This is a genomic window from Pedobacter sp. PLR (assembly GCF_026239675.1).
Taxonomy (GTDB): Bacteria; Bacteroidota; Bacteroidia; order Sphingobacteriales; family Sphingobacteriaceae; genus Pedobacter.
Genome location: NZ_JAPIVQ010000007.1, coordinates 238202 through 261361, shown reverse-complemented (window position 1 = coordinate 261361; position 23160 = coordinate 238202). Strand labels below are relative to the sequence as shown.

19 protein-coding genes, 6 tRNA genes and 1 riboswitch are annotated in these 23160 nt (G+C 41.4%); of the genes, 15 read left to right on the top strand and 10 right to left on the bottom strand.

Annotated features, from left to right (window positions below; all coding sequences use genetic code 11):
- Window positions 1-5: 5 nt before the first annotated feature.
- Window positions 6-1325, top strand: a complete 1320-nt coding sequence (gene thrC, locus OQX61_RS18525; RefSeq protein WP_265843286.1) for a threonine synthase — start codon at window positions 6-8, stop codon at window positions 1323-1325.
- Here thrC and OQX61_RS18520 read toward each other — a convergent pair.
- From OQX61_RS18520 to murQ, 6 genes are all read right to left on the bottom strand, one after another.
- A complete protein-coding gene (locus OQX61_RS18520) occupies window positions 1303-1734 on the bottom strand; it encodes an META domain-containing protein (RefSeq protein WP_265843285.1) in 432 nt (143 codons plus the stop codon). The genes thrC and OQX61_RS18520 overlap by 23 nt on opposite strands.
- 74 nt (window positions 1735-1808) lie before the next feature.
- The gene (gene metF / locus OQX61_RS18515; RefSeq protein ID WP_265843284.1) at window positions 1809-2765 is read right to left on the bottom strand and encodes a methylenetetrahydrofolate reductase [NAD(P)H]; all 957 of its coding nucleotides are present in this window, start codon (window positions 2763-2765) and stop codon (window positions 1809-1811) included.
- Window positions 2766-2800: 35 nt separating this feature from the next.
- Window positions 2801-6460, bottom strand: a complete 3660-nt coding sequence (gene metH, locus OQX61_RS18510) for a methionine synthase (RefSeq protein ID WP_265843283.1) — start codon at window positions 6458-6460, stop codon at window positions 2801-2803.
- A gap of 115 nt (window positions 6461-6575) precedes the next feature.
- Window positions 6576-6686: riboswitch (SAM riboswitch) on the bottom strand.
- Between the two features lie 245 nt (window positions 6687-6931).
- Complete coding sequence (locus OQX61_RS18505; RefSeq protein WP_265843282.1) at window positions 6932-7684, bottom strand: Bax inhibitor-1/YccA family protein; 753 nt, start codon at window positions 7682-7684, stop codon at window positions 6932-6934.
- Between the two features lie 55 nt (window positions 7685-7739).
- Complete coding sequence (locus tag OQX61_RS18500) at window positions 7740-8309, bottom strand: hypothetical protein (protein ID WP_265843281.1); 570 nt, start codon at window positions 8307-8309, stop codon at window positions 7740-7742.
- A gap of 12 nt (window positions 8310-8321) precedes the next feature.
- Window positions 8322-9128, bottom strand: a complete 807-nt coding sequence (gene murQ, locus OQX61_RS18495; protein ID WP_265843280.1) for an N-acetylmuramic acid 6-phosphate etherase — start codon at window positions 9126-9128, stop codon at window positions 8322-8324.
- Window positions 9129-9312: 184 nt separating this feature from the next.
- Here murQ and OQX61_RS18490 point away from each other — a divergent pair, with 184 nt between their 5' ends.
- Window positions 9313-10887: a S41 family peptidase gene (locus OQX61_RS18490; protein WP_265843279.1), complete on the top strand. Its 1575-nt coding sequence runs from the start codon at window positions 9313-9315 to the stop codon at window positions 10885-10887.
- Between the two features lie 8 nt (window positions 10888-10895).
- Here the strand turns inward: OQX61_RS18490 and der are convergent, their stop codons facing one another.
- Both der and era read right to left on the bottom strand, forming a co-directional pair.
- On the bottom strand, window positions 10896-12197 hold the full coding sequence (der, locus tag OQX61_RS18485; protein ID WP_265843278.1) for a ribosome biogenesis GTPase Der: 1302 nt from the start codon (window positions 12195-12197) through the stop codon (window positions 10896-10898).
- 47 nt (window positions 12198-12244) lie between these two features.
- A complete protein-coding gene (era, locus tag OQX61_RS18480; RefSeq protein WP_265843277.1) occupies window positions 12245-13123 on the bottom strand; it encodes a GTPase Era in 879 nt (292 codons plus the stop codon).
- Between the two features lie 111 nt (window positions 13124-13234).
- On the opposite strand from era, the gene OQX61_RS18475 reads away from it, so the two are divergent.
- The 11 genes from OQX61_RS18475 (at window position 13235) to OQX61_RS18425 (ending at window position 19584) form a co-directional block, all read left to right on the top strand.
- Window positions 13235-13310 (top strand) — tRNA-Met (locus tag OQX61_RS18475).
- A 40-nt stretch (window positions 13311-13350) separates the two neighbouring features.
- A tRNA-Glu gene (locus OQX61_RS18470) sits at window positions 13351-13422 on the top strand.
- A 70-nt stretch (window positions 13423-13492) separates the two neighbouring features.
- A tRNA-Met gene (locus tag OQX61_RS18465) sits at window positions 13493-13568 on the top strand.
- A 39-nt stretch (window positions 13569-13607) separates the two neighbouring features.
- Window positions 13608-13679: transfer RNA gene (locus tag OQX61_RS18460), tRNA-Glu, on the top strand.
- A 70-nt stretch (window positions 13680-13749) separates the two neighbouring features.
- Window positions 13750-13825, top strand: a tRNA-Met gene (locus tag OQX61_RS18455).
- A gap of 40 nt (window positions 13826-13865) precedes the next feature.
- A tRNA-Glu gene (locus OQX61_RS18450) sits at window positions 13866-13937 on the top strand.
- Window positions 13938-14169: 232 nt separating this feature from the next.
- Window positions 14170-14373: a hypothetical protein gene (locus OQX61_RS18445; protein WP_265843276.1), complete on the top strand. Its 204-nt coding sequence runs from the start codon at window positions 14170-14172 to the stop codon at window positions 14371-14373.
- A gap of 110 nt (window positions 14374-14483) precedes the next feature.
- Entirely contained in the window at window positions 14484-14648 is a 165-nt protein-coding gene (locus OQX61_RS18440; protein WP_265843275.1) for a hypothetical protein, read from the top strand.
- 133 nt (window positions 14649-14781) lie between these two features.
- Window positions 14782-15252, top strand: a complete 471-nt coding sequence (locus OQX61_RS18435) for a hypothetical protein (protein WP_265843274.1) — start codon at window positions 14782-14784, stop codon at window positions 15250-15252.
- Between the two features lie 456 nt (window positions 15253-15708).
- Window positions 15709-16983 carry a putative sulfate exporter family transporter gene (locus OQX61_RS18430; protein ID WP_265843273.1) on the top strand — a complete coding sequence of 425 codons (1275 nt, stop codon included), beginning with the start codon at window positions 15709-15711 and terminating at the stop codon, window positions 16981-16983.
- 72 nt (window positions 16984-17055) lie between these two features.
- Window positions 17056-19584: an ATP-binding protein gene (locus OQX61_RS18425; protein ID WP_265843272.1), complete on the top strand. Its 2529-nt coding sequence runs from the start codon at window positions 17056-17058 to the stop codon at window positions 19582-19584.
- 5 nt (window positions 19585-19589) lie between these two features.
- On the opposite strand, the gene OQX61_RS18420 is transcribed toward OQX61_RS18425, so the two are convergent.
- Both OQX61_RS18420 and OQX61_RS18415 read right to left on the bottom strand, forming a co-directional pair.
- On the bottom strand, window positions 19590-20918 hold the full coding sequence (locus OQX61_RS18420) for a sigma-54 dependent transcriptional regulator (protein ID WP_265843271.1): 1329 nt from the start codon (window positions 20916-20918) through the stop codon (window positions 19590-19592).
- Window positions 20919-21028: 110 nt separating this feature from the next.
- Window positions 21029-21340 carry a hypothetical protein gene (locus tag OQX61_RS18415; RefSeq protein ID WP_265843270.1) on the bottom strand — a complete coding sequence of 104 codons (312 nt, stop codon included), beginning with the start codon at window positions 21338-21340 and terminating at the stop codon, window positions 21029-21031.
- Between the two features lie 340 nt (window positions 21341-21680).
- Between OQX61_RS18415 and OQX61_RS18410 the strand changes: the two genes are divergently transcribed.
- Together OQX61_RS18410 and cobA are read left to right on the top strand one after the other, a co-directional pair.
- Window positions 21681-22118, top strand: coding sequence for an Rrf2 family transcriptional regulator (locus OQX61_RS18410; protein ID WP_265843269.1), 438 nt, complete (start codon window positions 21681-21683; stop codon window positions 22116-22118).
- 93 nt (window positions 22119-22211) lie between these two features.
- Window positions 22212-23003, top strand: coding sequence for a uroporphyrinogen-III C-methyltransferase (gene cobA, locus OQX61_RS18405; RefSeq protein WP_265843268.1), 792 nt, complete (start codon window positions 22212-22214; stop codon window positions 23001-23003).
- The last annotated feature ends 157 nt before the right edge of the window (window positions 23004-23160 follow it).

The following is a 23160-nucleotide window of genomic DNA, read 5'->3' as shown; positions in this document are numbered from 1 at the left end:
GAACGATGAAATTATACAGTACAAACAACCACGAATTAAACGTTGACTTTCCAACAGCTGTTTTTAACAGCATGCCTTTGGATAAAGGCTTATATATGCCGGTAAATGTTCCTTTGCTGGACGAGGAGTTTATTCAGAACATCCACAAATACAGTATGCCGGAGATTGCTTTCCAGGTGGCTTCTACTTTACTGGATGGCGCAATTCCTCTGGATGATCTGGTGAAAATCATTGATGAGACCCTCAGTTTTGATGCCCCGGTGGTGGAACTGGAAGAGAATACCTATGTTTTGGAATTGTTTCATGGCCCTTCCTTAGCTTTTAAAGATTTTGGCGCGCGTTTCATGAGCCGGGTGATGGCTTATTTCCTAAAAGACGGGGAGCAAATGCTGGATGTATTGGTGGCTACTTCCGGAGATACCGGTGGTGCAGTGGCACTGGGTTTTCTTGGTGTGCCCAATACCAGGGTGACCATTCTTTATCCGCAAGGGAAAGTGAGTGAAATCCAGGAGTTACAATTGTGTACCAATGGCCATAATATCCATGCGATAGCCGTTGATGGTACTTTTGATGATTGTCAGCATTTGGTGAAACAGGCTTTTGCGGATGTGGAACTCAATCAGAAACTGCGCTTAACTTCTGCCAATTCTATCAATATTGCCAGGTTGATCCCCCAGACTTTTTACTATTTCAATGCCTGGGCACGACTGCGCAGGGCAGGTAAAACGGAGGTGATCTTCTCTGTACCTAGTGGCAATTTCGGGAATATTGCTGCGGGATTACTCGCTTATAAAATGGGCTTGCCGGTTAAACAGTTCATCGCAGCAACCAATGTAAATGACACGGTTCCGCGTTTTCTGGAGACCGGAGTATATGAAACCAGGCCGTCTGTACAGACTTATGCGAACGCAATGGATGTTGGTGCGCCGAGCAACTGGGTGCGGATCATGGACCTTTTTAAACAAGATCGCAGTGCTTTAAAAGAGATTTTGAAAAGCTATACTTATACGGATACGCAAACATTGGCCGGTATCCAGTCTATTTACGATCAGTTTGGGTATATCGCTTGTCCGCATACTGCGATTGCTGCCCTGGCTTTGCAGGATTATAAAAAAGAAAACCCACAGGAAAATGCTGCGGGTGTATTTTTATCTACTGCTCATGCCTGTAAGTTTCCGGATGTGTTTCCTGCAGAATTAGCGGCAAAAATCAAGATTCCGGCTGCTGTGCAAGAACTGGATCTTAAAACCAAACAACTGGAGAAAATGGATACTGCTTACAGTTCTTTTAAGAATTATCTGGTTAAATTTTACGAAAACGCATAATAGCAATATCGCCCATCATGAAATTAAGGGTGCTATCACTGACAACATAACTGCTGGTTTTTTTCAGCATTTCCATAAAAGTGGCCTCTCCTTCACCGGGACAGGCCATTTTTGTCATGGCCATCGGATGGGTGAAATTGATCGTGCTGTCATCCGCCACTAAAGTGCCGGAAAAAGAATTACAGCTGCTATAGCCGCTAACTTTCTTGTTGGTAATGTCAAATGTAAGGGTTGGTTTTTTTGCGGGATATAATCCGTTAAAAGCTATTCTGGGGCCGGAAATATAGTTCAGTTCCCAGGTTCCTCCAAGCTCTGACAAGCCACCGTTTCCTATTGATCCAGGTTTTAGGGTGGTACATGCAGCGAAAGTACTGGTTACAACAAATGCCAGTATGATGATTCTTTTCATAGCCTTAGGATTTAAATGATAGCCGAAAGGTACAAAGAGTATTCCAAAAAATACCCATCGGCTATCAGGAAGGCCTAAAATACAGCGTTGGCGATTTTTTTAGTAGGCTCAGGATTACCCATCGTATAGAAGTGAAGCACTGGTGCGCCCATCTCTTTTAGCTCTTTACATTGGTTGATCATCCATTCAATACCTACTTCTTTCACCTCTTTTTCAGACTTGCAGGCCTGGATCGCTTCGCTCAGTTCAATAGGGATATCCAGGTGGAAAATCTTTGGTAAACTGATCAGTTGTTTGCTACTGGTAATTGGTTTCAATCCCGGGATAATAGGGACGTTAATCCCATTTTCACGGCATTTATCTACCAGTGCTTTGTATTTTTTATTGTCGAAAAACATCTGGGTAACGATGAAATCTGCACCCAGATCTACCTTATGTTTTAAGTATTTGAAATCCGTATCCAGGTTTGGCGACTCATAATGTTTCTCCGGATATCCGGCTACGCCGATACAGAAATCTGTCTTTTCAGAGTTCTCCATATCATCGTGCAGGTAACGGCCATTGTTCATGTCTTGTACATGTTGTAACAATTCTGAGGCATAGGCATGGCCATCCGGTGTAGGGATGAATGCATTGTCGCTTTTTCGGGCATCACCACGCAATACCAGTACATTATCAATGCCCAGGAATTGAAGATCGATCAATGCATTTTCAGTTTCATCTTTGGTAAAACCTCCGCAAATCAAATGAGGAACGGCATCTACTTTGTACTTGTTCATGATAGCGGCACAAGTGGCTACGGTACTCGGACGTTTCCGGTAAGCTACTTTTTCTAACAGGCCGTTAGCATGTTGTTTGTAGATGTAATCTTCCCTTAAATAAGTCACATCAATAAAAGGCGGGTTAAATTCCATCAAAGGATCTATGGCGTCAAAAATGCCTTTAATACTTTGTCCTTTTATAGGTGGTAAGAGCTCAAATGAGAAAAGGGTTTTTCCTTTTGCGTTACTGATATGGTCTACGATCTTCATTAAAATATTACTTGTTAGGTTTCGGTATCTGTTATTTAGTAAGCCAGGTTAGGGCTTAACCATCTTTCCACTTCTTCCAGTGGCATGTCTTTTCTGGTCGCATATTCTTCTACCTGATCTTTGGTGATTTTTCCCAATCCAAAGTATCTTGACTGTGGGTGGGCGAAATAAAAACCACTTACAGCAGCAGTAGGGTACATGGCATAGCTTTCTGTCAGGCGGAGTCCGATTTTATTTTCGGCGTCCAGCAATTCAAAAAGTGTTCCTTTTTCACTGTGTTCCGGACAGGCAGGATAACCTGGTGCCGGACGAATTCCTGCGTATTCTTCTTTAATCAGGTCTTCGTTGCTCAGTTTTTCATCTTTCGCATAACCCCAGTAATCTTTACGTACCAGCTCATGCATTCTTTCCGCGAAAGCTTCTGCAAGCCTGTCGGCCAGCGCTTTTGCCATGATGCTGTTGTAATCGTCGTAGTTGGCTTCAAATTCTGCAACCAGCTCATCGCAACCAATTCCTGTGGTGACTGCAAAGCCTCCGAAGTAATCGGCTACACCAGATTCTTTCGGTGCCACAAAGTCGGAAAGCGCATAATAAGGTTCTCCAGCCACTTTTTCCGCCTGTTGGCGAAGCGTATGGATGGTTACTTCTTTGCCTTCAACGTCCAGTACGATATCATCGCCAACCGTATTTGCAGGCCAGAATCCAATCACACCTTTCGCGGTTAGTAATTTCTCGTCTACAATGCGTTTCAATAAGGCCTGAGCATCATCAAACAGTTTTTTCGCTTCATCTCCAACCAATTTGTCGTTGAAAATTTTAGGATAGCTGCCGCGCAATTCCCAGGTATGGAAGAAAGGCGTCCAGTCGATATATGGAACAAGATCTTCTAATGGGTAATCTTCAAATACTTTAGTTCCGGTAAAGGCAGGGGCAGGAGCAACCTGATCCAGATCAATTTGAAACTGATCTTTTCTGGCTTCTGCCAATGTCTTAAAGCGTTTGTCGGAACGCTTGTTTAAATGCGCTTCCCTTGCTTTATCGTATTCCTGTCTGATGCCATCAATATAAGCCCCTCTGGTTTCCGGATTCATTAAGGTACTGCAAACCGTTACACTTCTGGAAGCATCCAATACGTGAATTGCAGGGCCCGAATAGTTTGGCGCTACTTTTACAGCGGCATGGATTCTGGAAGTGGTTGCACCACCAATAATCAATGGAATGGTAAATCCTTCACGCTCCATTTCTTTGGCAAAATGTACCATTTCATCTAGTGAAGGGGTAATTAAACCACTTAGTCCGATGATGTCGGCATTGATTTCTTTGGCTTTCTGAATGATGGTTTGTGCGGGTACCATGACGCCCATATCTACGATTTCGAAATTATTACAGGCCAATACTACGCCTACAATGTTCTTACCGATGTCATGTACATCACCTTTTACAGTGGCCATTAAGATTCTTCCTGCCGAAGAGCTGGTTTTTCCATCAGGATTGTCCAGTTTTTCCTGCTCAATGAATGGAAGGAGGTAAGCTACCGCCTTTTTCATCACACGGGCAGATTTCACTACCTGTGGTAAGAACATTTTTCCGGCACCAAAAAGGTCTCCAACGATATTCATCCCGTCCATTAAAGGACCTTCGATCACGTGGATAGGTTTTGGATATTTTTGTCTGGCTTCCTCTACGTCGGCATCCAGGTATTCTATAATTCCTTTAACAAGGGAATGAGAAAGTCTTTCTTCAACTGAAGTTTTTCTCCACTCTTCATCTCTGACAATCTCTTTGCCTTTAGATTTGATCGTTTCCGCGAATTCTACCAGTCGTTCTGTCGCATCATCTCTGCGGTTCAGCAACACATCTTCCACACGTTCCAGTAAGGCCGGTGGAATTTCCTGATACACTTCTAACATCCCTGCGTTCACAATTCCCATATCTAAACCAGCTTTAATGGCATGGTAAAGGAAGGCAGAGTGCATCGCTTCCCTAACGGTATTGTTTCCGCGGAAAGAGAAGGAAATGTTAGATACCCCACCACTTACTTTGGCATGAGGCAGGTTTTCTTTAATCCAACGTGTCGCATTGATAAAATCTACGGCATAGTTGTTATGTTCTTCCAGACCGGTAGCAACGGTCAGGATATTCGGGTCAAATATGATGTCTTGTGGCGGGAAGCCTACTTCATCTACTAAAATATCGTAAGAACGTTTACAGATTTCTTTTCTACGTTCAAAGTTATCCGCTTGTCCTTTTTCATCAAATGCCATCACCACTACCGCTGCACCGTAGTTCATGATTTTTTTAGCACTTTCTATAAACTTTTCATCGCCTTCTTTCAGGGAGATGGAGTTCACGATTCCTTTTCCCTGTAAACATTTTAGTCCGGCTTCAATTACCGACCATTTAGAGGAGTCAACCATGATTGGAAGCTTAGAAATATCCGGCTCCGAAGCAATCAGGTTCAGGAATTTAACCATGGCCGCTTCACCGTCCAACATCCCTTCATCCATGTTTACATCGATGATTTGAGCACCACCTTCTACTTGCTGACGGGCAACAGTTAAGGCAGCTTCATAATCTCCACCTAAAATCAGCTTGGAGAATTTAGGAGATCCGGTGATATTGGTACGTTCTCCGATGTTGACAAATATGCTTTCCGGAGTAACGGTTACCGCCTCTAATCCGCTTAAACGCAGGTAAGGGGCTACTGTAGGGATCTTTCTCGGACTTACTTTTTTGGCCTTAGCAGCGATGCAGGCAATGTGTTCCGGCGTTGTTCCGCAACAACCACCTACAATATTTACGAAGCCATGCTGAATGAAATCTTCTACCAGGTGAGCAGTTTCATGCGGCATTTCATCGTAAGCACCAAACTCATTAGGTAATCCTGCATTTGGATACGCAGACACATAACAAGTGGCTTTTGCAGAAAGCTCTTCAATGTGAGGTCTCATGTCTTTTGCCCCTAAAGCACAGTTAAAACCGATGCTGATTGGGTTGGCATGAATTACAGAGTTTAAGAAAGCCTCTACCGTTTGTCCGGATAGGGTTCTTCCTGAAGCATCGGTAATGGTACCGGAGATCATGATATCTATCGTTCTACCGATTTCTTTCTCGTATTTTTTGATGGAATATATAGCTGCTTTAGCGTTCAGCGTATCGAAAATAGTCTCAATTAATAGAACATCAGAACCACCGTCTACCAGTCCACGCACCTGCTGATCATAAGCGGATACGAGTTCATCAAAGGTTAGGGCCCTGTATCCAGGGTCGTTCACATCCGGCGACAGGGAAAGGGTTCTGTTGGTTGGCCCTACGGCTCCTGCTACGAAAGATACCCGGTCTGGATTTGCGGCCATGAATTCGTCTACTGCCTCACGTGCCACTTTAGCACCGGCAAAACTCATTTCATAGTCCAGCTCTTCCATCTGGTAATCTGCCAGGGAAATGCGTTGGGTACTGAAAGTGTTGGTCTCAATAATATCAGCACCGGCCTTTAGGTATTCGGTATGTATTGCTTTGATAATATCGGGACGGGTAAGGTTCAGCAAATCATTATTGCCTTTCACATCACAAGGGTGATCTTTAAATCGTTCACCTCTAAAATCTTCTTCTGTTAAGATGTAACGCTGGATCATGGTACCCATGGCTCCGTCAATAATTAATATGCGTTTCTCTAACTCTGCTCTAATGTCCATTTTTTTAGTTCTCCGGGTAACGCGTATGGTTTTATAGCCGCATAGGAATGCCCTGTCGGTTAAGTTTTGTACGCAGTTAAAAGCTTATTGAAAAGTCCGGTATCGGGTCGACTTTAACTTATCTTTCGGGAACCAATGGTCCGGTTTCCAGTAGAATGTAGCACCTTGTAAGCACAGGTTGCTAAGACATCGCAGGGTCTAATCCCTCCGTCTTTCTCTATAAGCTCTACAAAAGTGCAACAAAGAAAAATCATTTCCAAAAAAACAGCACTTAAAGCATATAATATTGCAATTGCCAGTGGTATTACGGGGTGGTTCGGAATAATATTCTGAAAATCTGTGGGTTTGTGTTCAGAAGAGTCGTTTTAAGGGGCGTTTGCATTATGGGTTTTCGGGAGATTCAGGGATTATCCCGCAACAAAAAGGGCTGCCAAAAATTTGACAGCCCTTTTGCTTATAATTTACTCCTGCTTATTTTCTGTCTCCGAAGATTCTCAATAAGAATAAGAAGATATTGATAAAGTCAAGGTATAGGGATAATGCACCCATGATGGCTAATTTTTTACCATCAGCTTGTACCATTGGGTCACCACTTTCTTCCAGGCCTGCACCGATACGTTTCAGCTTTTGAACGTCATAAGCGGTTAATGCCGTAAAGATGGCTACACCGAAAAAGCTCATTACATAACTGAATGTCGGGCTACCTAAGAACATATTGATGATGCTGGCGATAAATAAACCAACTACACCTACCATTAAGATCGGACCAAATTTCGTTAGATCCACTTCTGTGGTGTATCCTAAGAAGGCCATGATACCGAAGATACCTGCTGCGGCACCAAAACAGGCTACAATAGATCCTGCAGTATATACCAACAGAATATAGCTTAAGCTGATCCCTAATAAGACAGAGAAAAGTATAAATACACCCAGTAGGGCGCCGTAAGAAAGACGGCTAAAGCCGGCTCCCATTAACATGACTAATCCCAGTGGGGCAAACATGGCGATATATCCTAAAACTGTACTTCTTCCGGTTTCAAAGTTGATCAACTGGCTTAATAATGCCGGTGAGTTTGATACAACGAAGGCCGCCAAAGTAGATACACTTAAGGCAACGAACATCCATAAGAATACATTTGCGAAGAATTTCTTAGCAACGACTCCTCTTTCCTGCTCGACAAATACTGATTTGTTTGCCCATTCGTAATTATTGTTGTTATCCATTTTTCTTTTAAATTTTATAGTTAAAGATACTAATTAGTTTACGTTCATACAAAACCTATGCCCCAAGCCTTTTTGTCAGCGTTTCTTCTACTTTCTTGAAAATTTGAAGTGGTTTTAAGGTTCTCCATGCCAAATCGTCAAGCTGACCGCCAAAGTTGATGTAGTAATCCAGGTTTGCACTTCTGAACTCTTCGATCACATGTTCCTGGAAATTGATGCCGCAAATCCATCCATCTTCCACATCCTGGAACCACTCTTCATAATAGCTGTCCTCCGAAGCATGGAAGTTCAGGATGTTTTCTCCGATGAGGATAAACTTGTTGATGCCTTCATCAATCATGAGTTCCAGAATCTCTCTTTTCAGGAGCATGATGTCGTTGTCGATGGCATCATTCCACTCCCCGATAAACTCAATAATCGCATAATTCCTGTCGTAATCCGCATACAATACTTTTATGTATAGGGTGTTGGAGCCGAAATCATCCCATTGCGGGTGGATCAGGAAATTGTAAAGTTGTTTGTCAAAATAGAATTCTGAGTATTCGGTGTTATAAAATGGAGAACGTTCATCTTCCGCCGCGATATAATCATCACGCCACAGGTAGAAAGGTTCGATTTCGTGCATATAATATTCCGGTTATTTGCTGCCGGCCTCTACTGCTTTACGCACGCTGCCGTAGCGTAATAGCAAGTCTTCCGCCTTTGCGTAGTCAATGTTTAGTTCTTCCATTACCATTAGTATGCCACGATCCACCAATTTATGGTTGGTTAGCTGCATGTCTACCATTTTATTTCCCTTGACACGGCCGAGTTTAATCATGACAGTTGTGCTGAGCATATTTAAAACCAGTTTTTGTGCCGTGCCGGATTTCATGCGGGTAGAGCCGGTCAGGAATTCAGGACCTACGACTACTTCTACCGGAAAATCGCTTTCAGCAGCAATCGGGCCACCTGTATTACACACGATACAGCCGGTTAAGATGCCATGTTGACGTGCGGTATTTAATCCGCCAACCACATAGGGCGTAGTACCCGAAGCAGCCAATCCGATTAAACAGTCTTTTTCATTGATCTGGTATTCCTGCAGGTCGATCCAGGCTTGCGCTGCATCATCTTCCGCATTTTCTACGGCTTTTCTGATCGCAGTATCGCCACCGGCAATTATACCGACTACCCAATCAAATGGAACGCCAAATGTTGGCGGGCATTCTGAAGCATCTACTACACCCAGACGGCCGCTGGTGCCTGCGCCAATGTAAAATAAGCGGCCACCATTTTTCATGCGTTCCGTAACGGAAATCGCCAGTTTTTCTATTTGTGGAATCACCTTTTCCACGGCAAGTGGAACGGTCTGATCTTCCTTATTGATCCCCTGAAGAATTTCAAGGACAGACATCTGGTCAATGTGCTGATGTGTTGATTCCTGTTCCGTTACTCTGATCATGTTTTTTTTGTTAAAACTCGGGATTTTCTTTTTAAACGCGAAATAATCCCGGCTCATATTGCTTATTCGGGAACAAACCTGCAACATTCTTGTTAATTCTTATAAAGAGTAAACAATTGTTAATGATTAGGACTTAATTTACTAAATGATAGGGTTATTTCATAACTTTACGCAGCAATAAACCATGAAAAAGACCACCCGCAACCACCTTTTAATCGCGCTCACCTATTCTCTGACTTTAATAGGGGGGATGGTTGTTGGCTTTAAGTTTTTAAAAGATCAGGGGTATCAGCTTCAAAAGCCAATGGCGTATGCTGCGGATAGTAGCAGGAAGGTCGATGAAATCATTCATATCATCAATAAAAACTACGTTGATGAGGTGAATGCAGACAGTATGCACCATTTGCCGATTGATAGTTTACTTCATCAGCTGGACCCACATAGTGTTTATCTGCCGCCGGCAAAAGCCAATGAATTTGCAGAGACACTGGGCGGTAATTTTGAGGGGATCGGGATTGAGTATTACATTTTAAATGACACTTTACTGGTCACTAATGTGGTTAAAGATGGTCCGGCATTTCTTTCCGGAATCCGCCAGGGAGATAAAATCCTTAAAATCGATACCGTGTTTGTGAGTGGAAGAGATCTTCCGAGAGAACAAATGATTGGTAAGATCAAGGGTAGAAAAGGAACTGCGGTTAAATTAAGCATCTTACATCCTGGAAATCCTCAGCCGGTATTACTCTCCGTAAATCGGGCAAGGGTAAAAGTGAGCAGCATTGATGCCGCTTATATGCTGAGTCCGGAAACCGGATATGTGCGCATCAGTAAGTTTGGTGCAGATACAGACTCCGACTTTGTCGAGTCTGTGCGTAATCTGAAAGGAAAAGGCATGAAAAAGCTGGTCTTAGACCTGCGCGACAATGGGGGAGGTTACCTGACTGCCGCAACTGGCCTGGCCAATCAGATTCTTACAGAAAACAAGCTGATTGTATATACCCAGGGAAAACATGAACCACGTACCGATTACTTTAGTACCGGTGGCGGGGAGTTTGAACAGGGGAAACTGGCGATATTAATCAATGAAAACTCGGCTTCTGCCAGTGAAATTCTTGCCGGTGCGGTACAGGATCTGGATCGTGGAGTGATCATTGGACGTCGCTCTTTTGGTAAAGGTCTGGTGCAGGAGCAATTTCCTTTTGTGGATGGCTCGGCCTTAAACCTGACCATTGCGAGGTATTATACGCCATTGGGTAGAAGTATCCAGAAGTCTTATAAGAAGGGCTACAATGCCTATCAGAATGAGATTGAAGACCGTTTTAATGATGGGGAGCTGACTTCCGTAAGTGCAAAAGACAGTCTGAAGAAGAGTAAGGCCTTTTTAGGAGGTGGCATCCAGCCGGATATCTATGTAAAAATGGATACCAGTGGTTTCAACAGGTTTTATGCGAAACTGATTGCGAAGAAAGTGTTGTTTGATTTTGTGTATGACGTATTGGGAAATCGTTATACCGCTTCTTTTTTAGAACAAAACCTTGCAACCTTTACCATTAATGATGCAGATTACAAGGATTTAGTTAAATATATTCAAAGTAAGAATATTGTGATAGAGCCTAAATTACTACAGGCAGCAAAACCTTTAATCCTGAATGATGTTAAAGTTTTGCTTTGTAAATACCACCTGGGTGATGCCGGTTATTACAAAGCACTCAACTTAAGCGATGCGATGGTCAAACAGGCATTATCCAGCTTGCAGTAATTCAAATACTATTTCTGTCTGAAATAAATCTGGATCGGTGATCCTGAAAAATCAAAGTTTTCACGTAGTTTGTTTTCAATGAAACGTTTATACGGTTCCTTGATGTACTGAGGTAAGTTACAGAAGAAAGCAAACATTGGTGAAGTACCATTGATTTGCGTAATGTATTTGATCTTGATGTACTTTCCTTTCAATGATGGTGGCGGATATTTTTCAATAATCGGCAACATCACATCATTTAATTTAGAGGTTGGAACTTTCTTCCCTCTGTTTTTGTATACTTCTAAAGCAGTTTCAACTGCCTGGAAGATACGTTGTTTAGTGATTACAGAGGTGAAAACGATTGGTACGTCTGTGAACGGTTGTAATTTAGTACGAATCTGCTCTTCAAAAATCTTAGTGGTTTTGGAGTCTTTTTCTACTAAATCCCATTTGTTGACCAGGATTACGATACCTTTTTTGTTTTTCTCAGCAAGATGGAAAATGTTAACATCCTGTGATTCTAACCCTTCCATAGCGTCGATCATTAAGATCACCACATCCGCTTCTTCTAAAGCTTTGATGGTACGCATTACAGAATAAAACTCGATGTTCTCTTTTACTTTAGTTTTCTTACGAAGACCTGCCGTATCGATGAACATGAACTCATGTCCGAATTGGTTGTAGTGGATATGTATAGAGTCTCTTGTAGTTCCGGCGATTGGAGTTACAATATTTCTTTCTCTACCAATCAGTGCATTGATTAGTGATGATTTACCAACGTTAGGTCTGCCAACAATGGTCAGTTTAGGTAATGCATTCTCTTCTTCTACGATATCTTCGAAGTGTTTGATTACATCATCTAACAGATCACCTGTTCCAGAACCAGTCATAGAAGAGATCGGGTAGATCTCACCTAAACCAAATCCGTAAAATACGGAAGCATCATTTTGTAATTGAGTATTGTCTACTTTATTTACAACGATGAATACAGGTTTATTGCTGCGTCTAAGTAACTGTGCAATTTCGTCATCCAGGTCGGTAATGCCGGTTACGACATCCACCATAAACAACAATACAGTTGCTTCTTCGATAGCAATTACCACTTGTTCGCGGATAGCTGCTTCAAATAAATCTTCGGAATTGGCTACATAGCCTCCGGTATCAATAACAGTAAACTGCTTATCAGTCCATTCTGCCGATCCGTAATGACGATCACGGGTTACACCGCTAAAATCATCAACAATGGCTTTACGACTCTCTGTTAAGCGGTTAAATAGGGTAGATTTGCCTACGTTTGGTCTTCCGACGATTGCGATAATGTTGCTCATGTGTATGTATGAATTGTATTAATTATTAAGGGGTTGCAAAGGTAAGCTTAATTTTCGTACCCGAAACTTTTTAAATAGTTCTTTTTACTTCGCCAGTCCGGAACCACCTTTACGAAGGTCTCTAAAAAGACTTTTTGATCCAGGAATTTCTCAATATCCTTACGGGCCTCAGTACCAACCTTTTTAAGCATTGCGCCACCTTTACCAATCAGGATGTTTTTCTGCGAATCACGTTCTACGATGATCTCTGCACTAATCCTGGTAATTTTTTCTTCTTCTTTGAAGGAAGTAATTACTACTTCTGTGCTATATGGAATCTCTTTCTGGTAGTTGTTGAAGATCTTCTCTCTGATGATTTCCGAAACGAAGAACCTTTGTGTACGGTCTGTCAGATCTTCTTTATCATAGAAAGGAGCATGTTCCGGTAATTGATCCAATACCGTTTCCATGATGCCATCTAAGTTATATAAGTGTAATGCGGAGATGGCATATATATGTTTAGGATTTAACTTTTCCTGCCAGTAAGCCATTTTCGCTTCTACTTCTTCTTGTGTTGCATTGTCGATCTTATTGATCAGGACAATCATCGGGATCGTAGTGTCAATGATTTTATCTAATACATCATTCTCATCATGTGTTTCGTTAATGTCGGTAACGAACAGAATAAGATCTGCATCAGTAAGCGCTCCTTTTACAGAACTCATCATAGAATCTTGTAAACCGTAACGCGGTTTTATGATCCCCGGAGTGTCCGAAAATACGATTTGATAATTTTCTTCATTGACAATTCCCAGAATACGGTGACGGGTAGTCTGAGCTTTCGGAGTAATGATAGAAAGCTTTTCACCCACCAGGGCATTCATTAACGTTGATTTACCCGCATTGGGCTTACCAATTATACTTACAAAACCTGCTTTATGTGACATGAAAATATTTTTTGAAATAAATTTGCACCGCAAAGAAACGAATTATATCTTTGCATTCCAATTCGGAGGAAGAGTTAACCAATTAATTAACACAATCGGAATTGTATATAGTGCGGGATGGAGCAGTTGGTAGCTCGTCGGGCTCATAACCCGAAGGTCATCAGTTCGAGTCTGGTTCCCGCTACCAAAAAATGATTCGTCAACATGTTGTTGAAGGCAATCAAAATGGCCCGTTCGTCTAGGGGTGAGGACGCCAGATTTTCATTCTGGTAACAGGGGTTCGATTCCCCTACGGGCTACGATCCTCCTTACGTGTAAGGAGGACATTAATAAACTTGACTACAGAGGTAGGATAGTAATAACATAGAGTGCGGGATGGAGCAGTTGGTAGCTCGTCGGGCTCATAACCCGAAGGTCATCAGTTCGAGTCTGGTTCCCGCTACCAAAACAGGTTCGTCAACGTAAGTTGAAGGCAACCTTAAATGGCCCGTTCGTCTACCGGTTAGGACGCCAGATTTTCATTCTGGAAATAGGGGTTCGATTCCCCTACGGGCTACAATCTTCCTTTACAATGTAAAGAAAGATCATTAACTTGACTACAGTGGTAGGAGAGTATTAACATAGAGTGCGGGATGGAGCAGTTGGTAGCTCGTCGGGCTCATAACCCGAAGGTCATCAGTTCGAGTCTGGTTCCCGCTACCAAAACAGGTTCGTCAACGTTAAGTTGAAGGCAACCTTAAATGGCCCGTTCGTCTACCGGTTAGGACGCCAGATTTTCATTCTGGAAATAGGGGTTCGATTCCCCTACGGGCTACAAAAGCCGCTTTACGAAAGTAGAGCGGCTTTTTGCTTTTACAGCATTTCCATATTTTTTTCCTGTTTCTGCTGCTTCCATTGTAGAACTGATCCTGATCTCAGGCAGTCCAATCCTGGTTTTTTATTACCTTAGACTTTGCCAAAGCTTAGGTTATCCTTTATTATTTCCTCGAAAATGTTAATTGCGGCAATCCATCCGGTCAATATAAACTGGTGCCAAACCCATATTTATGCCTTTAATTAAGCAATCTCTTGTGAGGCATGGTAGCGATTCCACTACAAATTATACAGGTTCTGCTGCTTGGAAAGACAAGAAAGGAAAAGATTTATCGCTTTATAATTCCTCCTTTATAAAGGAAATCCCCGGAATAAGTACTGAACATTGGCCCGGAAATGGTAAGATTGTTTTAATCATGGGGCATAAACCAGGGTAGTAAAAGCTGGATCAGCATAGATCATCTGATTTTTGCTACTTTATTGCAGTCGAAAATGGTTCCTCAATCCCCATAAAAGTTCGATATATTGCGACCTGACTCTAAAAACTATGGAAAAAAGAACGGTTTTAACTATCTCCTCATTTTTGTTAATCATTTTGGGCATTGCTATTATTTTTGTGGGTATGTCCGGTCCTAAACTGATGTTGCCACCGGTGATTACTGGTTTGGGTTTTTTTGTGATCAGCTGGGCGCTGTTTGCGTTAAATAAATAGAACAATACTTCCCCCTTCCTTGTTTATTTCGATAATGAATCTGCTAATCTCTATGCTAAGGAGTTTCATTAAAAATAATTATTCGTTATATTCAGTTAATCATTAACCATTTACTTATCGAAATCATTTTATTATGAAAAAATCAATTCTTTATCTGGCCTGTATGGCAGTACCATTGGTGTATAGCTGTACTCAGGGTAACAATTCAGAAAAAACAGCTGCTGCGATGGTTGATACCACTGTGAGTAGTGCGTGTTATCTGGCTATTGATAGTTTAGATACTGCGGATCTTCACCTGAATACCAGTGCTAAGGGGAAAATTACCGGGGATCTTGTCATCAATTTTAAGGATAAGGGTGATAACGTAGGTAAAGTAGCCGGAGAATTTAGAGGGGATACCTTGTTTGTGGATTATACCTTTAAAATAGGTAAGGAAAATCCGGTAGTTTATAAAAACCCACTGGCATTTTTAAAGAAAGATGGTAAGTTGATACTAGGTGTCGGCCAGATTGAAACTTCTGTAGGCAGATCTTATTTTGTAAAAGGAAAGCCAATCTCTTTTGATAAAGGCAGGTTTACTTTTGCTCCGGTAGATTGTAAATAATAGTAATACATTAATAAAAGGCTGCGGAAATTCTTTGTTTTCGCAGCCTTTTTTGTGGAATTAACTTTTTAATTCCTCAGTGATCCCCTTCTAATTATTCAATTTTTCTCCCCAAATCCATTGTTAATACTGGCAATGAGAGGTCAAATACAGCCTTTAACTGCTAATTAAGGCTGGTTCCAACCTTAAATGAAACTATTTACAAATATATTCTATTAAATTAGTAGACTTTATTATATTTGAACCAGAAAGCTTTAAGAATTTGATTCTCAGTTCATCCGGACTGATGCTTTAAAAATATTAGATGTTTGGTTAGATCTAAGTTTTGTTTGGTTAAAAGCCAGGTTGGATGACCTGGCTTTTTTATTGTCCGGAGTCCGATAATCAAGGTTTTTGGGGATCAATCCTTAAGGAATTAATTATTAATTTACGACACACAAATAAATGAACCTATAAATGACCAAAATTTCAACCAAAACCAACAAATTTCCAATTCATGAAGACTGGGCTGTAGTGATCCTGGGATCACTCGTTATCCTAAGTACTCTTTTCTTTTTCTTATTACCGATTCCTGTTTTCAAATGGGAAAACACAGCTAGTTTAACCGACAAAATCTTTCAGCTGAATAACCTAAGCGCGATTTTAATACAATTTGTATTTATGAGTGTGATTGGGGCTTTAGGTGCATTCATCATGGGCAAATCTGTGAAAAGCTTTTTAAAGGGCTTTCCGGTAGTCTATGTACTCACCATTATTGCCTTGTTAATTGCAGGGAGTTCCGGTATGCGCGCCCTGAATCTGGAAGCTGTAATTTTTAGTCTGATGATTGGCCTGGCCATCAGTAATTTCTTCAAACTTCCAAAATGGTTTACCTCGGCACTGTCTACCGAGCTTTTTGTAAAGATCGGATTGGTGTTACTGGGTACCACTGTCATCTTTGCCGATATCTTGAAAGCAGGTTCTCTGGGGCTGATTCAAGCCCTGGTTGTCGTGGTTTCTGTATGGTATTTCGCTTACTGGCTTTGCCGGAAATTAAAAGTAGATGATGAGTTGACGATGATGATTTCCAGTGCGGTATCTATCTGTGGAGTGTCCGCTGCCATCGCTACTTCCGGAGCCATCAAAGGAGATTCCAAAAAACTATCTTATGTGATCTCGATGGTCTTGATTACCGCCATCCCGATGATGATTTTTATGCCTTACATTGCCCATTATTTTTCCTTTCCGCAGGCCGTAACCGGTGCCTGGCTAGGTGGAAGTATTGATACTTCCGGTGCGGTAGTAGCTTCAGGAAGTTTAGTCGGAGAAGAGGCTTTAAAAATCAGTACAATCGTTAAATTCTCGCAAAATGTATTGCTGGGGATCGCCGCTTTTGCGATCAGTATCTATTGGTCTTATACCAATCATAAAGATGAAAATGGTGAACGGGTGAAGCCAACCATTGGTGTGATCTGGGAGCGCTTTCCTAAATTCGTGCTGGGTTTCATTGCCGCTTCTTTATTGTTCTCTTTTTTCCTGCCCCAAGCGACGATTGCTAATGTGAAAGACAGCTTAAAAAACCTGCAGGGGGCCTGGTTTGCATTGGCATTTACCAGTATTGGTTTAGAGACAAATTTTAAGGATTTGTTCGGTAATCAGAGTAAAAAACCATTGTATGCCTTCCTGATTGCGCAGTTGTTTAATGTCATCATTACGTTGATTATTGCTTTCTATTTGTTTGGGAACAGCTAAATTTTCTGAAATCACAGATCATGGCAGGTTCCTTGCTGGTCTATCTGTACATTTGAAATTGTGTTTGTGAAAATGAGTGATACCCCAAAGAAAAGTTTGTTTAAAGCGATAAAAGGAAAAGTAATTTTAGCCGTTTTACTCGCCTGTTTTGCGCTGATTATGGCCTGGGCGGTGAGTAAGGTGGCTTTTAATGAAATGCTGAATACCGTAGAGAACATTTCTACGCCTAGTGAACGACTGAGGATGGTAAACCTCATCTCTTTAAAAATCAGCAGGCTGGATCAATTGCAAAAAACGCAAGCTTCAAATGATCCAAAAAACTATAGTAAACTTTTAAAAGAATCCAGGGAGCTTCGTACTTCTCTGGATTCTTTATCTAATTTATATGCGCAAGATTCCGTACAGCTTCAGCGGATCAGCAGTATTCAGAAACTATTAAAGGAACGTGACAACCAGTTTGTCAATTACCTGAAGGTTAGAGAGCGACTGGTGAACAACAAATCTTTCTCCACACAGGTGCAGAATCTGAGCGAACTGGTGAACAAAGGTGGGAATGACAGTACCGTTCTGGCTTCTCAGTTACAAACTTCTACCACGACCATTTATTCCTCAGAAGATAAAAACCGAGGTTTTTTTGGTCGCCTTTTTGGAAAAAAGAAGGAAAGTGAAGACAATAAATCCTATAAGATTATCAATGAAAAGAATTTGAAAGTAGATACGATCTCCCTTTCAAATGAGGATAAAACTTCTAAAAGTCTGGAAGAGACCCTCCGGAATATTGAAAAAGAACAACGCATCAACAGTGCGCGGTTTTTGGATAAAGAAGCGGAGCTGGCCAATGCAAATAACCTTTTGATCAATCAGATGCTGGACATCCTCCGTAAGGTGGAAAGTGAGGTGGTGACGCAGATTGAGCTCAATGGCATTCAGGCCAAGCACGTAGTAAATACAGGAATCACTACCATCAGTATCATTATGCTGGTGTTTTTCCTGCTCATGCTGCTGATGCTTTATTTTATTCTGGTCGATATTACGCGAAGTAACCGATATAAGAATGAGCTGGAACAGGCCAGAGATCTGGCCGAATATCACGGAATGGCCAAACAGCGTTTCCTCTCCAACATGAGTCATGAGATCAGAACGCCACTTCAATCGATTATCGGCTATGCCGAGCTGATTCGTCAGCAGGAAAAGCCAAAAGCGAAGGATATTGATGCCATTTATCATTCTTCCGAGCACCTGTTACAGATCGTAAATGAGGTGTTGGACTATAACCGGATCATTTCCGGGAAGTTTACATTCGTAGAAAAGCCTTTTGACATTGCTAAATTACTGGAAGAAGTGGTCTTCGTCATGCGTCCACAGGCAGAGCGGAAATCCCTGAATCTACTCACAGAGATCTCCCTCCATGAAACAAAATATATCAGTGGTGATCCTTTCCGCTTAAAACAAATCCTTTATAATTTATTGGGTAATGCCATTAAATTCACGAATGAAGGGGAGGTGGTCTTATCTGTTTTTTATAAAAGACAGGGTGAAAGTCTGCATTTTACGTTTATGGTAAGGGATACTGGTATTGGTATTTCTGATGCTTCACAAGCCCTGATTTTTAATGAATTTGAGCAGGTTAATGCGAATGATCAGGAGGTATTACATCAGGCCGGAACAGGTTTGGGCCTAACGATTATTAAGTCTCTTGTGGAAACCCAGGGGGGACGGATTTATGTGAAAAGTAAAGAGGGGGCAGGTAGTGTATTCACGGTTTACCTTACTTTTAAAGTTGCGGAGAAGCCGATAGAAGAGACTTTGTCTCAATCAAAAGACAGGTTGAGCTGGAAACCATTTAAAGTCTGGGTAGTCGATGATGATCCGCTGATTTTAGAGCTCTGCACGATTATATTTGAACGCAACCACATTGATTATAAAAGCTTCCATTCTCCATTGGAACTCCTGCATGAGGCAGATGTAGCGGAAGGTTTAAAATATATCCTGCTGGATATGCGGATGCCGGAAATGAACGGTATAGAACTTTGTCGACTGCTGCGGGAGAAAATGGGAACCAGTGTTAAGATTTTTGCCATTACTGCACAGGTATTACCCGACGAAAGAGAGTTTCTTTTGAACAATGGGTTTGATGGACTGGTGATGAAACCTTTCCGTGAAAATGAATTGCTGGCAGTTTTCTCTGAAGAGCTGGAATCCACCTCTTTTTCCAAAGAAGCCGGGGAAGAAAAACCGGAAGAACAGGAACATACGCCTGATGCTGCAATTGAACTCGATCTTGCTCCGCTAAGAAAAATGACTTTTGATGATGAAGATCAATTGAAAAAGATCCTGACAAGGTTCTCCCTGGATTGTGAAAATGATCTGGAAGAGATTGAACAGGCCATGAAAAATGAGGATGCGGCAACGCTCAGCTTACTGAGCCATAGGCTGGCTGGACGTATCGCACAGATCGGTTCCAAAAACCTGGCTTCAGATTTCCGGCAGATGGAGATTGCCCTTCATAAACAGGATAATCCTGATGAAAACAGCAAGCAAATGCTTAGGGATTTATCAGAGAAATTAAAGAAACTGATTGCTCAGATCCGCGCGATGTAGCTTGCTTATTCTATTTCATAGCGTTCCATTTTACTGTATAGCGTCTTACGATCGATATTCAGTAATTTGGCAGCTTTTGATTTGTTGTATTTTACTTTAATCAGGGTTTCTATGATCAACATCTTTTCGTTGACTTCATTGATGGCTTTAAGATCGGAACCATTAGGTTTAGGAACCTGATTGATCGCAATGATCATTTCTTCCGGCAAAGAATCAATCTCTGCGGTTTCAGTTGGCGTCAGTAACACCATTCTTTTGATCACATTTTTCAGCTCTCTCAGGTTTCCAGGCCAGTCATATTGAAGCAACAGGTCTTTTGCAGCCGGAGAAAGGTGCTGAACATTTCTGTTCAACTCTTCATTTGAAAGTTTTATAAAGTGATTGATAAACAATTCCACATCTTTTCCCCTGTCCCTTAATGGTGGAAGCTGGATTTTAAACTCATTTAAACGGTGGTAAAGGTCTTCGCGGAAATCACCGTTGCTCACACTATTTTTAAGGTCATCGTTGGTTGCAGTAATGATCCTGACATCAACTTTAATATTTTTTGTGCTGCCTAATGGCTGAATGGTTCTTTCCTGTAAAGCGCGTAACATCTTCACCTGAACTTCGTAACTCAGGTTTCCTACCTCATCTAAAAATAAGGTTCCCCCGTTGGCTACTTCAAACTGACCTTTTTTATCATTGAGTGCGCCGGTAAAGGCTCCTTTAGCATGGCCAAATAGCTCACTGGCGGCCAGTTCTTTTGATAAGGCACCGCAATCTATCGCCACGAAAGGTTTGTCTTTACGCTTGCTGTGCATGTGTAATGCTCTGGCTGCATATTCCTTACCTGTTCCGGTTTCACCTTGAATGATGACCGACATATCTGTTGGGGCAACCAGGTTAATGTGTTCGTATAATTTATCAGCGATGCTGCTTTTTCCTTTGATGGCATCGGCATGTTCGATCGAATTGCCGGTAGCGGGTTTTTCTTTTTTACCTAAAGCATTGTTGATGATCATCAGCAATTCATCAGGATTTACAGGCTTCGTAATGTAGTCGAAGGCACCTAATTGTATAGATTTTACAGCGGTTCTGACATCGTTAAAACTGGTCATGATAATCACCGGCTGGGTCATCCCCATTCCCCGGATATGGGATAAAACATCGAGTCCTGTTCCATCAGGAAGGCGGTAATCTACCAGGAATAAGTCGAAATTTTGTTCGGCTGATAACTTCAGACTTTTCTTTACTTCATTGACTGCGGTTGGTTCATGCCCATGCTTGGTCAGGAAGCCTTCCAGGATTTGCGAAAAAGTAAGGTCGTCTTCAATAATCAGTATTTTTGCCATAAGAATCTCGCTTGTAATTATAGCAAAAATACGAAAGCCGGGGGACATCCGGCTTTCGTACACTATATTAATTGTTATTTATTGATGGTTTACTCAATAATAGCGATGGTTTACTCAATAATAGCACCGTCTTTACTGATTTTTAAAGAAGCGGCTTCGTCACCTTTTTTAACATCTACCTGAAAGAATTCAGTTTTGTCGGCGTTTACTATTAAGAATGCTGCTGCTGGAGTCCATTCTTTATATTTGTCGGATGCCAATGTAGTTTTAACTGCATCTGGAAGATCTTTCAATTCAACCGGAGTTTTTGTTGTGCTATCTTGTTTAACGCTAATGATAACCGGGTTTTTAACGTCTGTTGCTTTTACTTGTGTTAATCCTGCGAATGCTAAAATTGCTGCTGATAAGATGATCTTTTTCATAACTCTATATTTAAATTTAAATTCTTTTTGTTTCAATTACGATTAGATAAGGTTCATAATGGTGCCAAAACCAATGAATGTGCCTTAATTAGCTGATAATCAGTGTTTGTTTGATTTATGCTAAAACAAGAACTGTTGCATTGTTCCACACTTTGTGGTTAAAAGAAACAGGAGGAGTCACTAATGGCGGTAAAGCGACGGCTTATGGAGGAAAGCTGCAGGGAAATACCTGGTGATTTGGTAATAATGGGCTGTTTATATAGGTATAACTGCTTTGCCGGCTATTTCTGACAAATTATTACCTGATGAGAAAGTAACGGATTTTTCTTAACTTTGCCTTATGCTATCTAAGAAGACTAAATATGCAATAAAGGCACTTGTTGCGCTCGGAAAAAATGCTGGAAATCCTCCTATGCAGATCGTAAGGTTAGCAGAACAGGAAATGATCCCCCGCAAATTCTTAGAGCAAATTCTATTGGATATGCGTAATGCAGGCTATCTATATAGTAAGAAAGGTGCCGGTGGCGGTTATAGCTTAAATAAAGAACCAGGTGATATTTACCTGGCGGACATCCTTCGTATCACCGATGGGCCTATTGCCATGGTGCCTTGTGCCAGTCTTAAATTCTATCGCAAATGCGATGAATGCCATGATGAAATCACTTGTGGTATTAGGAAAACCTTTATCGATGTACGCGATGCTACACTAAAAGTGTTGGCGCAAACCTCTATTGCAGATGTGATTGCACGCGAAACGGATGGTAATTTCAGAGAGTAAATAAATATTTTCAGATAAAGTCTACTACTTCTATAGTCTTTTTATATATTTGTGTCATCAATACAAATATATAATCCCTTTAAACCTAAGGCTATGATTTTAAACAAGATTGAAAATGGTGTAAAAGAACCTAAAATTACATTGGTAGGTGCTGGTCCGGGTGATCCTGAACTGATCAGTTTAAAGGGAGTGAAAGCCATCAATACAGCGGATGTAGTGCTGTATGATGCACAGGTGAATGAAGCATTGCTAAACCATGCGCCTGAAAAAGCAATTAAAATATTTGTAGGTAGTAAATCTGACGATGATTCCTTTTCTCAGGATGCGGTCAATAAACTGATGATTGATTACGCTTTAAACTTTGGCCATGTGGTGAGGTTGAAAAGCGGTGATCCTTTTGTGTTTGCCCGTGGGTTTGAAGAAGTGGACTATGCAGAATCTTATAACATCCAAACCGAAATCATCCCGGGAATCTCCAGTGCTTTAGGAGTTCCGGGTTTACATAAAATCCCAATGACCTATGATACGCTGAGCGAGAGCTTCTGGGTATTGAGTGGTACAAATGCGGCGGGAGAGCTTTCTCCGGACCTGAAAGTTGCCGCAAAATCTAAAGCAACGGTAGTCGTATTGATGGGGATTGAGAAAATCAGAGAGATCACAGCGATTTTTCAGCAGGAAGGGAAAAACAGATTACCTGTGGCCGTAATTGAAAATGGTTCTTCTGTAAATGAAAACATCAAGATAGGAGTGGTAGACACTATTGCCGAGCTTATTGAAGATCATCAGATCTCCGCACCTGCACTATTGGTATTTGGTGATGTCGTCTCTTTACATCCTTCTTTTGCCAGAATCAAAAATTTCTATGAGTTGATCGCCATGCAATAAACAACAGACCGGAGGACTAAGCTCCTGGTATTGTCAAAATAACTATTAAACCTGAATTTTAAGATTAGCCGGATATCTCTATCCGGCTTTTTTACGTTTATCGGAATAATATAGGTGATCGTCGCATATTTGATACGAACACCATTCCTCAATTATT